The organism is Seonamhaeicola sp. S2-3, from assembly GCF_001971785.1.
GTDB lineage: Bacteria > Bacteroidota > Bacteroidia > Flavobacteriales > Flavobacteriaceae > Seonamhaeicola.
In genome coordinates this window covers 1943890-1959142 of the sequence record NZ_CP019389.1, presented here as the reverse complement: position 1 = coordinate 1959142, position 15253 = coordinate 1943890, and the positions used below count along the sequence as shown (strand labels likewise).

General features: G+C 31.9%; 13 protein-coding genes. 8 read left to right on the top strand and 5 right to left on the bottom strand.

The window, feature by feature from the left end:
• Positions 1-26: 26 nt before the first annotated feature.
• From ilvA to ilvD, 5 genes are all read right to left on the bottom strand, one after another.
• The gene (gene ilvA, locus BWZ22_RS08960; protein ID WP_076699453.1) at positions 27-1292 is read right to left on the bottom strand and encodes a threonine ammonia-lyase IlvA; all 1266 of its coding nucleotides are present in this window, start codon (positions 1290-1292) and stop codon (positions 27-29) included.
• A gap of 140 nt (positions 1293-1432) precedes the next feature.
• The gene (gene ilvC, locus BWZ22_RS08955; protein ID WP_076699451.1) at positions 1433-2908 is read right to left on the bottom strand and encodes a ketol-acid reductoisomerase; all 1476 of its coding nucleotides are present in this window, start codon (positions 2906-2908) and stop codon (positions 1433-1435) included.
• Between the two features lie 63 nt (positions 2909-2971).
• Positions 2972-3505 (bottom strand): acetolactate synthase small subunit, encoded by a 534-nt coding sequence (ilvN, locus tag BWZ22_RS08950; protein ID WP_076699450.1) that lies wholly within the window; start codon positions 3503-3505, stop codon positions 2972-2974.
• Positions 3506-3620: 115 nt separating this feature from the next.
• Positions 3621-5357, bottom strand: a complete 1737-nt coding sequence (gene ilvB, locus BWZ22_RS08945) for a biosynthetic-type acetolactate synthase large subunit (protein ID WP_076699449.1) — start codon at positions 5355-5357, stop codon at positions 3621-3623.
• A gap of 53 nt (positions 5358-5410) precedes the next feature.
• A complete protein-coding gene (ilvD, locus tag BWZ22_RS08940) occupies positions 5411-7096 on the bottom strand; it encodes a dihydroxy-acid dehydratase (protein WP_076699448.1) in 1686 nt (561 codons plus the stop codon).
• A gap of 603 nt (positions 7097-7699) precedes the next feature.
• Here ilvD and metK point away from each other — a divergent pair.
• The 8 genes from metK (at position 7700) to BWZ22_RS08900 (ending at position 15249) form a co-directional block, all read left to right on the top strand.
• Positions 7700-8953, top strand: a complete 1254-nt coding sequence (gene metK / locus BWZ22_RS08935) for a methionine adenosyltransferase (protein ID WP_076699447.1) — start codon at positions 7700-7702, stop codon at positions 8951-8953.
• 173 nt (positions 8954-9126) lie between these two features.
• Positions 9127-10542 (top strand): hypothetical protein, encoded by a 1416-nt coding sequence (locus BWZ22_RS08930; protein WP_076699446.1) that lies wholly within the window; start codon positions 9127-9129, stop codon positions 10540-10542.
• Between the two features lie 148 nt (positions 10543-10690).
• A complete protein-coding gene (locus BWZ22_RS08925) occupies positions 10691-12130 on the top strand; it encodes an MBOAT family protein (RefSeq protein WP_076699445.1) in 1440 nt (479 codons plus the stop codon).
• A 2-nt stretch (positions 12131-12132) separates the two neighbouring features.
• On the top strand, positions 12133-13044 hold the full coding sequence (locus BWZ22_RS08920) for a hypothetical protein (protein ID WP_076699444.1): 912 nt from the start codon (positions 12133-12135) through the stop codon (positions 13042-13044).
• 224 nt (positions 13045-13268) lie between these two features.
• On the top strand, positions 13269-13574 hold the full coding sequence (locus tag BWZ22_RS08915; RefSeq protein ID WP_076699443.1) for a helix-turn-helix transcriptional regulator: 306 nt from the start codon (positions 13269-13271) through the stop codon (positions 13572-13574).
• Positions 13575-13624: 50 nt separating this feature from the next.
• On the top strand, positions 13625-13861 hold the full coding sequence (locus tag BWZ22_RS08910) for a thioredoxin family protein (protein WP_076699442.1): 237 nt from the start codon (positions 13625-13627) through the stop codon (positions 13859-13861).
• A gap of 13 nt (positions 13862-13874) precedes the next feature.
• Entirely contained in the window at positions 13875-14282 is a 408-nt protein-coding gene (locus BWZ22_RS08905; protein ID WP_076699441.1) for an OsmC family protein, read from the top strand.
• On the top strand, positions 14275-15249 hold the full coding sequence (locus BWZ22_RS08900) for a permease (RefSeq protein WP_076699439.1): 975 nt from the start codon (positions 14275-14277) through the stop codon (positions 15247-15249). Before BWZ22_RS08905 ends, BWZ22_RS08900 begins: the two co-directional genes overlap by 8 nt.
• Positions 15250-15253: the final 4 nt, after the last annotated feature.

The following is a 15253-nucleotide window of genomic DNA, read 5'->3' as shown; positions in this document are numbered from 1 at the left end:
ATACATCAAAAAGAAATTAATTTAATTTAAACCAAAAATTGAAACAAATCTGGTTTATCATTTAGGTAATCTCCATAAAAATTATGCGCTTTCATTCTTCCTATTAAAGGATTTAAATCATCAGAAGATTTTAATTGAATACCTACTACAGCTCTACCATTTTCTCGGTTTGTTTTTTTAGCATATTCAAAATAGGTGATATCATCATCTTTACCCAAAATATCTACTACAAACTCTTTTAATGCTCCTGCACGCTGTGGAAATTTTACAATAAAATAATGCTTTAAGTTGGCATATAATAAAGCCCGTTCTTGAATTTCTGGGGTTCTGGTAATATCATTATTACTTCCGCTTATTAGGCAAACAACATTTTTGCCTTTAATTTTTTCAGTGTAAAAATCTAAAGCCGAAATACTTAAAGCGCCTGCTGGCTCTACAACAATGGCATCTTTATTATAGAGTTCTAAAATGGTTTCACAAACTTTACCTTCTGGCACAGTAATCATCTCATCTAAATTCTGTTTACAAATAGGAAACGTTAAGTCACCAACTCTTTTAACTGCTGCTCCATCAACAAATTTTTCCATTTCTTTCAACTCGGTATTCTTATTATTTTCTATAGAAACTTTCATAGATGGTGCTCCCTCTGGTTCTACTCCAATAATTTTTGTTTTTGGTGATAAGGTTTTAAATACAGATGATAATCCTGCTGCTAATCCGCCACCTCCAACAGGAATAAAAATATAATCAATAGGTTTTTCTGCTTGCTCTAAAATTTCTAAACCAATGGTTGCTTGCCCTTCAATAACTTTTTCATCATCAAATGGATGAATAAACACTTTTTCCTTTTGCTTACATTCAATTACTGCTGCATGATATGCATCATCAAAAGTATCTCCTTCTAATTTTATGTTGATAAATTCGCCACCAAACATTTTTACCTGTTCTATTTTTTGATTTGGCGTAGGCGTTGGCATATAAATAGTTCCTTTAATCTTTAATAACTTACAAGAAAGTGCTACTCCTTGTGCATGATTACCTGCACTTGCGCAAACTACACCGTTCTTAGATTCATTTTCTGATAATGAACTTATTTTGTTGTATGCCCCTCTTATTTTATAAGAACGAACTTGCTGGAGGTCTTCTCTCTTAAAATATACATTGGCGTTGTACTTGTTTGAAAATCTTGTCCCATAATTTAAGGGAGTAAGTGCTGACACTTTTTTAATAGCTTGAGCTGCAAGTACCACATCTTTTATATCTGGAAAATATGCTATGTTTTCCTTTTGCATAATTATGATTTATAACATTAATTTGGATTAAAACCTACTTTGCTTGCAAGTTACACAATTGTATTTTCACTATAATTATTAAAAACAAAAAACCTCATAAGCAATACTTATGAGGTTTAATATATAATGTAAAATTGCTCTTAAACTATTGGTTTCATAGCTGTCATTGATGCTCTTAAAAAGGTTCCTACTTTTTCAACAGGATGCGATCTTAAAGCGGCATTAATTTCAATTAATCTAGCATTATCAACTCCTTCTCCGTTATCTTTTGCATATGGTTTGCCAATAACATCTGTATCAATGGTTTTCATAAAGTCTGCTAATAACGGTTTACAAGCATGATCAAATAAATAACATCCGTACTCTGCAGTATCAGAAATTACACGATTCATTTCAAATAATTTCTTTCTTGCTATGGTATTTGCAATAAGTGGTGTTTCATGTAAAGACTCATAGTATGCAGAAGCATCAATAATTCCAGATTCTGTCATAGCTTCAAAAGCCAACTCTACACCAGCTCTAACAAAAGCTACCATTAGCACGCCATTGTCATAGTATTCTTGTTCTGTTATTTCTACATCAGCAGCTGGAGTTTTTTCAAAAGCAGTTTCTGCAGTTTCGGCTCTCCATGTTAATAATTTTTCATCTCCATTAGCCCAATCTTCCATCATTCCGCTAGAAAAACGTCCTTCCATAATATCATCCATATGTTTTTGGAACAGTGGACGCATGATATCTTTTAATTCTTCAGATAATTCAAATGCTTTTATTTTTGCTGGGTTAGAAAGTCTATCCATCATATTGGTAATACCACCATATTTAAGACCTTCTGTAATGGTTTCCCATCCGTATTGAATTAATTTAGAAGCATATCCTGGCTCAATTCCTTTTTCAACCATTTTATCGAAACAAAGGATAGATCCTGTTTGTAATAATCCACATAAAATGGTTTGCTCTCCCATTAAATCACTTTTTACCTCAGCAACAAAAGACGACTCTAATACACCTGCTCTATCTCCTCCTGTTGCTACAGCATAGGCTTTTGCTTGCGCTAAACCTTTACCTTCTGGGTCATTTTCTGGGTGAACTGCAATAAGTGTTGGTACACCAAAACCTCTTTTATATTCTTCGCGCACCTCAGAACCTGGTGATTTTGGTGCACACATAATCACAGTAAGGTCTTCACGAATTTGCATACCTTCTTCAACAATATTAAAACCATGAGAATATGACAAGGTTGCTCCTTTTTTCATTAATGGCATTACTGCTTTAACAACGTTTGAGTGCTGCTTGTCTGGTGTTAAGTTTAAAACCAAATCGGCTGTTGGAATTAACTCCTCGTAAGTACCTACAGTAAATCCGTTTTCTGTAGCATTTACAAAAGAAGCTCGTTTTTCTTTTATAGCAGCTTCACGTAGTGCATAAGAAATATCTAAACCAGAATCTCTCATGTTTAAACCTTGGTTAAGTCCTTGCGCTCCACAACCTACTATAACTATCTTTTTTCCTTTTAAGGCATTTACACCATCTCCAAACTCTGAAGAATCCATAAACCTACACTTTGATAATTGCTCTAATTTGTCTCTTAGCGATAAAGTGTTAAAATAATTTCCCATTTTAATATTCTTGTTTTAATATTCAGTTTTCATCCATCTATGTATGGATGTTTGTTTAATTAATTATTTATTTTTAACTCCGTCTAATAATTCTGTTATTTTCATTTCATCTTTAGTAACAGCAATTCTACCAGAACGTACAAATTGCATAATACCAAAGGCGCTTAAATCTCTGCGTAATGCTTCAATTTCATGGCGTCTTCCAGATTTTTCTAAAACAAAAAACTGCTTGTTTACAGTTACAATTCTAGTATCACTTTCTTTGATGATATTTTGTATTTGAGGTTCTTCAAACAGTAATTCAGACTTAATTTTAAACATACATGATTCTGTAAAAATTGTTTCATGTTCATCATGATAATAAGCCTTTATAACCTCTACTTGCTTCTCTATTTGCCCTACTATTTTTTTAGCTTGGGTTTCTGATATTTTAACAACAATAACAAAACGGTTTACATTTTCAATTTCTGATTGTGATGTTGTTAAACTTTCTATATTAATATGTCTGCGCTGAAAAATAGCGGATATACGATTTAATAAACCTATATTATTTTCGGTATAAATTGAAATCGTAAGTGTTTTTATTTCTTCGTTCATTTTATAAAAGATATTAGAAAAAAGATGAAAGAGTAAAGACCAAATACTGCCTAAATTATTACTCTTTTAAAGAACTTTCATCTTATCTCTTTGTTCTATTTTCTCTATTCAATTATTAACTCAATCTAACATCTGAAACTGAAGCTCCAGTTGGTATCATTGGGAATACATTATCTTCTTTTTCAACACAAACTTCTAAAAAGTAAGACGATTTTGAAGCAATCATGTCTTTTACGGCATCTGCTAATTCTTCTCGTTTAGTAACTCGTTTAGCATTTATACGATACCCTTTAGCAATAGTAACAAAATCTGGATTAGTCATTTCTGTTGATGCATATCGCTTATCAAAAAACAGCTGTTGCCATTGGCGTACCATTCCTAAAAATTCATTATTCAAAACTACAATTTTTACTGGTACTTCTTGTTGAAAAACGGTACCTAATTCCTGAATATTCATTTGGTAACCACCATCGCCAATAATTGCAACTACTTCACGATCAGGTGCTGCCATTTTAGCTCCTATGGCTGCTGGTAATGCAAATCCCATAGTACCTAAGCCTCCAGATGTAATATTACTTTTTGTTTTATTGAATTCGGCATAACGACAAGCTATCATTTGATGTTGCCCAACATCTGAAACTATAGCGGCATCGCCTTTGGTTTGGGTGTTAATTTCTTTAAGCACCTCACCCATGGTTAAACCTTCTTTTTCTGGTAATAAATCTGATTTTATTACTTTTTCGTATTCAATTTTATATAAATCTTTAAACTTTTGATGCCACTCTTGGTGAGAATTTTCTTCTAACTCTTTTAATAACAGCGCTAAACTTTCTTTAGAGTTACCTAAAACCGCAACATCGGTTTTTACATTTTTATCAATTTCTGCTGGGTCTATATCAAAGTGAATTACCTTAGCTTGTTTTGCATAGGTTTTTAAATCGCCTGTAACCCTATCGTCAAAACGCATACCTATAGCAATAAGCACATCGCACTCATTTGTTAATTTATTAGGAGCATAATTACCATGCATACCAACCATACCAACATTTAATGGGTGTGATGTTGGAAGTGCAGAGGCCCCTAAAATAGTCCACGCCGCAGGAATACCAGCTTTTTCAACAACTGCTTTAAGCTCTTCTTCGGCTTCACCTAAAATAACACCTTGTCCCCAAACAATTAATGGTTTTTTAGCATTATTAATAAGTTTTGCTGCAGCTTTAACAGACTCTATATTAGTTTTTGGTACTGGGTTATAGCTTCTTACTTCGGTACATTTTTCATATTTAAAATCGAATTCTTGAACCTGAGCATCTTTAGTTATATCAATTAAAACAGGTCCTGGTCTTCCGCTTTTGGCTATATAAAAAGCCTTTGCTAAAACCTCTGGAATATCTTCAGCTTTTGTGATTTGGTGATTCCATTTTGTAACTGGTGTAGAAATGCCAACAATATCGGTTTCTTGAAACGCATCACTTCCTAATAAATGCGAAAATACCTGACCCGTAATACACACCAATGGTGTAGAATCTATTTGAGCATCTGCTATTCCTGTAATTAAGTTAGTTGCTCCTGGTCCTGATGTTGCCATAGCAACACCTACCTTTCCTGAAATTCTTGCATAGCCTTGAGCTGCATGTGCTGCTCCTTGCTCATGGCGCGTTAATACATGATGTATTTTATCTTGATATTTAAATAACTCATCGTAAACTGGCATAATAGCACCACCTGGGTAACCATAAAGGATATCTACACCTTCTGCTATTAAACATTTAATAATGGCTTCGCTACCAGTAATGCGTTCTGTTTTCACTGCCTTATTTTCTACTTTCTTAATTGTTTGTGTGTTACTCATAATCTCAACTTTATTGATGAGATTCCGAAATAAATTCGGAATGACAAAATGTTTTAAAATGCATCCGTAACACAACCTTTTGAAGCCGATGCTACCGATTTTGCATATTTATATAATATTCCTTTTTTGTGTTTTAATTCAGGTTGTACCCATTTTGCTTTTCTTTCGGCTAATTCTTCATCAGATAACAATACGTTTATAGAGTTATCTTCTGCACTAATTCTAATTCTATCACCAGTTTCAATTAAAGCTATGGTTCCGCCTGATTGGGCTTCGGGGGTAATATGCCCTACAACAAACCCGTGAGTTCCGCCTGAAAATCGTCCGTCTGTAATTAATGCTACCGATTTGCCTAAACCTGCTCCCATAATCATAGAAGTTGGTTTTAACATTTCTGGCATTCCCGGACCTCCTTTTGGACCCACATACCTAATGACGACGACATCTCCTTTCTCTACTTCTCCATTACCTATACCTGTATTGGCTTCTTGTTCACTGTTATAAACCACTGCTTTTCCTTCAAATACCAAGCCTTCATTACCTGATATTTTAGCAACAGCACCCTCAGACGCTAAGTTTCCGTAAAGAATTTGTAAGTTACCTGAAGATTTTAATGCTTTATCTTTTGGATAAATAACATCTTGATTGTTTTCAAATTTAAGTGGCTCTACATCGGCTAAATTTTCGGCTAATGTTTTTCCGGTTACGGTCATACAATCGCCATGTAAATAACCATTATCTAATAAATATTTCATTACTGCAGGTGTACCACCAATACCATGAACATCCTCCATTAAGTATTTTCCTGATGGTTTTAAATCTGCTATTAAAGGTGTTCTATCACTTACACGTTGAAAATCTTCAAGAGTAAAATCAATATCCGCAGCATGTGCAATAGCTAAAAAGTGTAATACGGCATTTGTAGATCCTCCTAAGGCATTTACTAATGCAATAGCATTTTCAATAGATTTTTTAGAAATAATATCTAAAGGTTTTAAATCTAATTCTAATAAGTTTTTAACTGCTCTTGCTGTTCTTTCGCTTTCTGATAATTTGTTTGGATTTTCTGCTGGGATAGAAGAGTTATAAGGTAATGCAAGCCCCATACACTCTATAGCAGACGCCATAGTATTTGCTGTGTACATACCACCACAAGCTCCCGCTCCAGGAATGGCTCTTTTAATAATTTCCCTGTATTCATCTTCATCAATTTCTCCTGCCACTTTTTGCCCCAAAGCTTCAAAAGCCGAAACAATATTTAGTTTTCTCCCTTTATAATTTCCAGAGGCAATAGTTCCGCCATACATCATAATTGACGGACGATTTAAACGCAACATAGCTATAATAGCTCCTGGCATATTTTTATCACATCCTACTACTGAAATTAGCGCATCATAACTTTGAGCGTTTACAACAGTTTCTATAGAATCTGCAATTATATCTCTAGAAGCAAGCGAGTAATTCATACCCGAAGTTCCCATTGAAATACCATCACTTACACCAATAGTATTAAACACCAAACCAACCATATCTGCAATTTTACACTCAATTTTAACCTCTGCAGCCAAATTATTTAAGTGCATATTACACGGGTTTCCATCATATCCTGTGCTTGCAATACCTACTTGTGCTTTTTTCATATCGTCATCAGACAATCCTACGGCATACAACATAGCTTGTGATGCTGGTTGAGACTCATCCTGTGTTAGTCTACTACTGTGTTTATTTAATTTATTCATGTTTTTTATAAAAAATTTTAAATCTTATCGCGCTTAAAGAATGATATTTCTATGATTTTAAGAATTTTAACAAAAAATACTCATTATAAGGTCAACGAAAATAAACCTTTACCTTTTTTTACTTTTTATTTAATGCAAATCTTGGTTAAATTCACTGTTGTAAAAAAATACATAACATTCTAACATACAATTAATTAACTTGATATTTTTATGATGCCCAAATCTTAAAAAAAATCATAAAAAAAGCCTTCCATTATCAGGAAGGCTTAATTATATTTTAATATTTAAATAGCACTTCCTATCACTGTGAAATAATCACAATGACAATAATAGAAATGATATTTAAAATTTGTTTCTTCATAATTTTACACAACAAATATTTGTATTTATAATTAAATAACCAAAACTTAGGTTAAAAAACTAAAAATTAATTTGCCTTTCCTTTAATTTTTTTACATTTGCCCCCTGTAACAACAGAGGAAAGATTTGACTGATTGCAACCTCTTTTATGCTAATTAAAATCAGCATAAATAAAAAATGCTAAAGGCAGTGTTAACTTCCTTGACGTTTTCCGTCAAATCTTATCTCATAAATTAATTAATAATGCCATATTTATTTACTTCGGAAAGTGTTTCTGAAGGACACCCTGATAAAGTTGCTGATCAAATTAGTGACGCTTTAATTGATAATTTTTTAGCATTTGATGTTAACTCTAAAGTAGCCTGTGAAACCTTAGTAACAACCGGACAAGTGGTGCTTGCTGGCGAGGTAAAATCAAGTACTTATTTAGACGTTCAAAAAATTGCCAGAGATACTATTAATAAAATAGGATACACTAAAGGTGAATATATGTTTGACGGCAATTCTTGTGGTGTGTTTTCTGCAATTCATGAACAGTCTGACGACATTAACCGTGGGGTTGATAGAGCAACCAAAGAAGAACAAGGTGCTGGAGACCAAGGTATGATGTTTGGTTACGCTACCAATGAAACCGAAAACTACATGCCTTTGGCTTTAGATTTATCGCATCGTATATTAAAAGAACTAAGCAATTTACGAAGAGAAAATAAAGAAATTACCTATTTAAGACCAGATTCTAAAAGTCAAGTTACCATTGAATATAGCGATGATAATGTACCTCAACGCATTGATGCTATTGTAGTATCTACGCAACATGATGATTTTGCTGATGATGAAACCATGCTTACTAAAATTAGGCAAGACATTAAAGAAATTTTAATTCCACGTGTGGTAGCTAAACTTCCAGAAGCAATACAAGCCTTGTTTAATGATGATATTAAATACCATATAAACCCAACAGGTAAGTTTGTTATTGGTGGTCCTCATGGTGACACGGGTTTAACAGGACGTAAAATTATTGTAGATACCTACGGTGGCAAAGGTGCTCATGGTGGTGGTGCCTTTTCTGGTAAAGACCCAAGTAAGGTAGATCGAAGTGCCGCTTACGCTACCCGCCATATAGCTAAAAACTTAGTAGCTGCTGGTGTTGCTAACGAAGTTTTAGTACAAGTTAGTTACGCTATTGGTGTGGTAGAACCAATGGGGATATTTATTGATACCTATGGTACTTCTAAAGTTAATTTAAATGATGGCGAAATTGCAGAAAAAGTAAAAGAAATTTTTGATATGCGTCCGTTTGCCATTGAAGAACGCCTAAAATTACGCAACCCAATGTATAGTGAAACTGCAGCTTACGGACATATGGGACGTACCAATGAAATCGTAACCAAAACCTTTACCCAACCTAACGGAGAAAGTAAAACCTTAGATGTAGAACTTTTTACTTGGGAAAAACTAGATTATGTTGATACCGTTAAAACCGCATTTGGTTTGTAAAAACACATGAATTATATATTAAGAAGACTGCCGTTGGTAGTCTTTTTTTTGTTTAATAGCTATTGGTTTTGTACGAAAACTTAACTACTTTCGTTTTGCGCTTAAAATAAGTTATTGAAACGATGCTTATTCATAGAGGTTGCTGCAAATTAAAACCATTCTAAACTTATTATATGAAAAAATTACTCCTCCCAATTGTTGTTATTTCATTCATTTTCTCCTGTAGTAGTGATGATCTAGAACCAATAGAACCTATTGAAAATGAAATAAACCCTGAAGAAACAGGTTCAGAAGAAACGTTTCCAGAAGGTAGTCTCAATAACATTTTTTCTAATGCTTTAATTTCAGATAAATTCAACAATATAAAACGAAAAAACCCAATTAAAATAGTAGAATATGATAATATAAACCATCGAATAAAAACTAACTATGCAAGTATAGAGAATTTACTCAATCATGCTAGTAACGGTCAAAGTTGGTTTGTAATACAAAGAAGTGAGGCATCTACTGTGATTGAAATAGAAAATGTAGACTTGGCGAATAATTGGATTACATTAGGTAAAACCTATTTAGGAAAATTAGACAAAAATGTGGGTGCACAAATAGAGTTTTTTAATCCGTTTGTAAATTACAGCATTATTAACAACCGCCCACTATTCTCCCCTTACCCAACTCAAGTTACAGAAGGAGTTTTTAATTATATCCAACCAGGTGGTATTATCGAAAAATCTGATGGCACCTATATACTTTTAACACCCATAGTTTTTGGATCTCATACCAAAAGAAGTATTTATTATGCAACCAGCAATAACTTAGAAGACTGGACATTTCACAATGAAAAGATATTAAGTACAGATATGATACCCTTTGCAAAAACAAATGGTAATGTGTTTTCTACCAATAACCCCTATGAATTAGAAAATGGAAATTTTCTCGTTTTATTAGGAGTTCAACAACCAAATAATAATTATACTTCTGCCTATATGATTATAGATGAAAACCTTAATATCATACAACAACCAAAAGAGATTATGATTCCTAATTGGCATGGAGAAAACCAAAATAGTTTCCCCTTAAGTATTACAAAATTTGAAAATAAATTTAGAATACTTTTCCATAGAAGAAACCCTCTCTTTATAGATAGAGAAATCCACGAAATAGTTGCTACTGATTTATTTGGTGCTTTAGATAACAACCAAAGTATTGAATCTTCAAATTTGATACATAAAGGCACTTTGAATAGTGGCTATTTAAGAGGAAAGGCTGATGACGCATCGTATCTACAGTTCAATTCAAAATTATATATACTATTAGGTAGTGAAGAAGTAAATTCAAATTACTTAACCTCAAACAATAGAGAATATGGGTTAATGAACTGGAATGAAGAATGGAGTCACGATAGCAGAAGCCCATTATTAATTAATCCCGTTCAACTATATCGTAAATATCCTATTTATAACTGGGCTTGGGATCATTTAGGTGGTTTTGTTTCACCTATTATAAAAAATGGAAATTTATACATATATATGGCTTTCGGTACAGATAATCCAGATTATTATATTTCAGGAATTAAAATTCCATTAAACTAAAAAAAAGACGGTTAATAGCAGTTTTTTTTGTTTAACAGTTATTGATTTTGTACGAAAACTTAACTACTTTCGTTTAACATTCAATATAACTTATTCCTCAAAGTTGAGGCATACCGAAAACGCAACAAACCTTAAATAGAATAAAAGAATGCTATTTAACTCAATTGACTTTGCAATATTCTTGCCCATTATCTTTATCCTATATTGGTTCGTTACTAATAAAAACTTAAAATTACAAAACTTATTAATTGTAATATCTAGTTATATTTTTTATAGCTGGTGGGATTGGAGATTCTTATCGCTAATCCTTTTTAGTACAATAGTAGATTATCTAATTGGAATTAGTCTTTCAAAACAAGAAAATCAAACCAAAAGAAAAATGCTATTATGGACAAGCATTTTTGTAAATATTGGATTTCTTGGATTCTTTAAATACTATAATTTTTTCCTTGATAATTTCATTACAGCTTTTTCATTTTTTGGAGCAGAAATAAAGGCTAATTCTTTAAACATAATTTTACCTGTTGGAATTAGCTTTTACACCTTTCAAACATTAAGCTACACAATTGATGTTTACAAACAAAAACTTGAAGCAACTAAAGACTTTATTGTCTTTTCTGCTTTTGTAAGTTTCTTTCCTCAATTAGTAGCGGGACCAATTGAAAGAGCAACAAACTTACTTCCTCAATTTTATACAAAACGACATTTTGACTATTCAAAATCTGTTGATGGAATGCGACAAATACTTTGGGGGTTGTTTAAAAAAACTGTAATTGCCGATAATTGCGCACATTATGCCAATATCATTTTTAACAATTCATCTGAATATTCTGGAAGCACTTTGGTTCTTGGAGCAATATTTTTTACGTTCCAAATTTATTGTGACTTTTCTGGTTATTCAGATATAGCTATTGGAGTCTCTCGTTTATTCGGTTTTAATTTAAAACAAAATTTTGCTTTCCCCTATTTTTCAAGAGACGTCGCAGAATTTTGGAGACGTTGGCACATATCTCTTTCTACTTGGTTCAGAGATTATCTTTATATTCCTTTAGGCGGAAGTCATGGAGGAACTTGGAATAAAATTAGAAATGTATTTATCATATTTCTTGTTAGTGGATTTTGGCATGGAGCAAATTGGACTTTTATTTTTTGGGGAGCTTTGAATGCTTTGTTTTTCTTGCCTATTTTTATTACTAATAACAATAGGAATAATTTAAATGTGGTAGCTCAAGGCAAATATTTACCAAATGTTAAAGAATTTTTATCTATAGTATTAACTTTTAGCCTAACTGTTTTTGCTTGGATATTTTTTAGAGCAGAAAACATTAACCATGCTTTTCGTTATATTTCTGAAATTTTTTCAAGTTCACTATTTAAAATTCCTGAAATCCAACCTATAACAATTTTTTTATTACTCATCTTTTTTATTATTATAGAATGGAATGGTAGAGAAAAACAGTACGCTATCTCAAACGTTTTTTTAAATTGTCATAAACTAATAAAGTGGGGCTTTTATGCATTTATTATAACTTTAATAGGAATATTTATGAAAACAGAAGTAACACCCTTTATTTACTTTCAATTCTAATAATGAAAAAGTTTATAAAAAATATTATTCTCTTTACCGCTTTTGCTTCAGTTTTTTACTTATGCTCACTTTTTATATTTGGTAGTTATAGATTCAGAAAACTAAAACCAAATATAAGCTATAGGTTAGGTGGAAATACTTATACTAGATTAAATGAAGTCAAAAAAATTAATAATATTGATATTCTCTTTTTAGGTTCATCACACTCTTATAGAGGATTTGATACAAGAATATTTAATAAAAATGGATTTAATACTTTTAATTTAGGCTCTAGTGCACAGACACCAATTCAAACAGAAATGCTTTTAAAAAGATACCTAGATAAGTTACAACCAAAATTAATCATTTACGAAGTATATCCCCCCACCTTGTCAATTGACGGTGTCGAATCATCATTAGACATTATTTCTAATGACAAAAATGATTTTTATTCCTATGAAATGGCTTTTAATATAAATGAAATCATAACATATAACACTTTACTTTATGCAACTATAAGAGATATATTTCAATTAAATGACAAATATTTAAAACCTAATGAAAAAGGACAAGACAAATACATAAAAGGTGGCTTTGTAGAAAAACAGATAAACTACTTTAGCCCTCAAAAATTTTCTATGAATAAAATCAATCTAAACGAAAGTCAATTAAAATCATTTAAAAAAATATTAAATATTATTAAAGAAAAGGATTTTAAATTACTATTAGTATACGCTCCTATAACAAAATGTCTTTATTCTAGTTACATCAACAATGAATATTTTGATACCTTAATGTCAAGTTTTGCAGATTATTATAATTTCAATGAGATAATGCATTTGAACGATTCTTTACATTTTTATGACGCTCACCACTTAAATCAAAAAGGGGTAGAATTGTTTAATGAAAAGATTTTAAAAATTATTGATAAGTAGCACAAACACTCAATAAAGAGGCATATAATTAATTGCTTTGGTTGTTGCCTAGCTACAAAAATACACGAATTTTCTCGTATTTTTTGTTTACTAAATTAGTTCTACAAACACATCAAACAAAACCCACAAACTCAATTTTAAATAAAAAAACACAAAATGTGACTTTTGTCACATTTCAAATAAATTACTCATCGTACATTTGCGATAATAAATAACAAAAAACATTGAAAAGAAGTTTAGAACCCATAGAATACAAACAGGATACCGAGGCACTCGCTAAATTTGCAAAAGCCTTAGGGCATCCTACACGTATTGCCATTTTAAAGCATCTTGAAAATCAGTCTTGTTGCTTTACAGGCGATTTGGTTGATGTTTTTCCTTTGGCACAATCTACGGTTTCTCAACATCTTAAAGAGTTAAAAAATGCAGGCTTAATTCAAGGCGAATTAAAACCCCCAAAAATAAAGTATTGCATTAATCAGGAAAACTGGAATAAAGCTAAACAGTTATTTCAGCAATTTTTTGATTAATATTTTTTATAAACCTATCGTTTATTTGCGATAAACAAATTAAAATTATTATGAGTAAAGTAATTAAAATTTTAGGTACAGGATGCCCCAAATGTAAAACTATGACAGGCGTTGTAGAAGATGTTGTTTCTGAAAACAACATTGATGCTACTATTGAAAAAGTTGAAGATATTATGGAAATCATGAAATTTAACGTTATGACTACACCAGCTTTGGTTATTGATGATGTTATAACAATTAAAGGCAGAGTCCCCTCAAAAGATGAAGTTTTAGCCTTGTTAAATTAGCTAAAAAGGTATTATGGACTATACTGTAAAGGCTACTTCCTTCCCTCAGGAAGATGCTGAAATTGATATAAAAACATCAAAAATAGCCTTTGGAACCACTACAAAAACAGCTGATGTATTACCTAATCCTGCCGAATTATTCTTAGGGTCTTTTGCAGCTTGTGTTCTTAAAAATGTAGCTCGATTTGCAGAAATGATGAAGTTTCAATATCAAAAAGCGCAAATTGATGTTAAAGCAACACGTTTAGATAAACCACCTAGAATGGAGCATATTAATTATGTCTTGACCATTTATAGTAATGATGAAAAACTAAATGTGCGGCTTTTGAAAAAAAACATTGAAAGATTTGGAACTATTTATAATACAGTAAAATTAGCCTGTTCAATATCTGGCTCTATAAAAATTATAAAACATGTTTGATTGGTTACAACAATTTGCTGATTGGCTCATTTATTCTGTTTTTGAAATTGAAGCCGAAACACATTTAGGAGTAGCTTTAAACTTCTTTGTATATGATACTATAAAAATTCTCATTCTATTATTCGTTATTGTTTTTATAATGGGAATTGTAAACACTTATTTCCCTGTAGAAAAATTAAAAAACTATTTAAATAAAAAGAAACTTTACGGTTTAGAACATTTGTTTGCTTCGTTTTTTGGGGCTTTAACTCCCTTTTGTTCTTGCTCTTCAGTGCCTTTATTTATAGGGTTTGTACAGGGAGGCATTCCGTTAGGAGTTACCTTTTCATACTTAATAACCTCTCCTTTAGTAAATGAAGTAGCTGTAGCTATGTTTATAGGTATGTTTGGGGTAAAAGCAACTTTAATTTATGTTATTTCTGGAATTTTATTAGGTACTATTGGCGGGTGGTTGCTTGGTAAATTTAACTTAGAACCTCTGCTATCAGATTGGGTTAAACAAATCATTGAAAATAAAATGCAAAATGCAGAATACGAAGAAAACAAACGGACTTTTTATGAGCGTTTACCCGAAATATCTCAAAATGCATGGGACATTGTAAAAGGTGTGCTTCTTTATGTAATTATTGGTATAGCCATTGGTGCTGCCATGCATGGTTATGTGCCAGAAAACTTTTTTAATAAATATTTAGGTGGCGGTGAATGGTGGACAGTACCGCTTGCTGTAATACTAGCTGTACCAATGTATGCTAATGCTGCTGGTATTGTTCCTGTTATTCAAGTATTTGTAGCTAAAGGGGTTCCTTTAGGTACCGCTATTGCTTTTATGATGGGAACCGTTGGCCTTTCCTTTCCTGAAGCTACGCTACTTAAAAAGGTAATGACCTTAAAACTAATATTAATATTTTTTGGTGTAGTTACCACAGCTATTATCATTTCAGGATTATTATTCAACTTAATATTATAAACCT

Coding starts and splice junctions, on each gene's coding strand:
- BWZ22_RS08920 (WP_076699444.1), top strand. CDS start 12,133: ATGAAAAAGTTTATAAAAAATATTATTCTCTTTACCGCTTTTGCTTCA.
- ilvN (WP_076699450.1), bottom strand. CDS start 3,505: ATGAACGAAGAAATAAAAACACTTACGATTTCAATTTATACCGAAAAT.
- metK (WP_076699447.1), top strand. CDS start 7,700: ATGCCATATTTATTTACTTCGGAAAGTGTTTCTGAAGGACACCCTGAT.
- BWZ22_RS08900 (WP_076699439.1), top strand. CDS start 14,275: ATGTTTGATTGGTTACAACAATTTGCTGATTGGCTCATTTATTCTGTT.
- BWZ22_RS08910 (WP_076699442.1), top strand. CDS start 13,625: ATGAGTAAAGTAATTAAAATTTTAGGTACAGGATGCCCCAAATGTAAA.
- BWZ22_RS08905 (WP_076699441.1), top strand. CDS start 13,875: ATGGACTATACTGTAAAGGCTACTTCCTTCCCTCAGGAAGATGCTGAA.
- ilvC (WP_076699451.1), bottom strand. CDS start 2,908: ATGGGAAATTATTTTAACACTTTATCGCTAAGAGACAAATTAGAGCAA.
- BWZ22_RS08930 (WP_076699446.1), top strand. CDS start 9,127: ATGAAAAAATTACTCCTCCCAATTGTTGTTATTTCATTCATTTTCTCC.
- ilvD (WP_076699448.1), bottom strand. CDS start 7,096: ATGAATAAATTAAATAAACACAGTAGTAGACTAACACAGGATGAGTCT.
- ilvB (WP_076699449.1), bottom strand. CDS start 5,357: ATGAGTAACACACAAACAATTAAGAAAGTAGAAAATAAGGCAGTGAAA.
- ilvA (WP_076699453.1), bottom strand. CDS start 1,292: ATGCAAAAGGAAAACATAGCATATTTTCCAGATATAAAAGATGTGGTA.
- BWZ22_RS08925 (WP_076699445.1), top strand. CDS start 10,691: ATGCTATTTAACTCAATTGACTTTGCAATATTCTTGCCCATTATCTTT.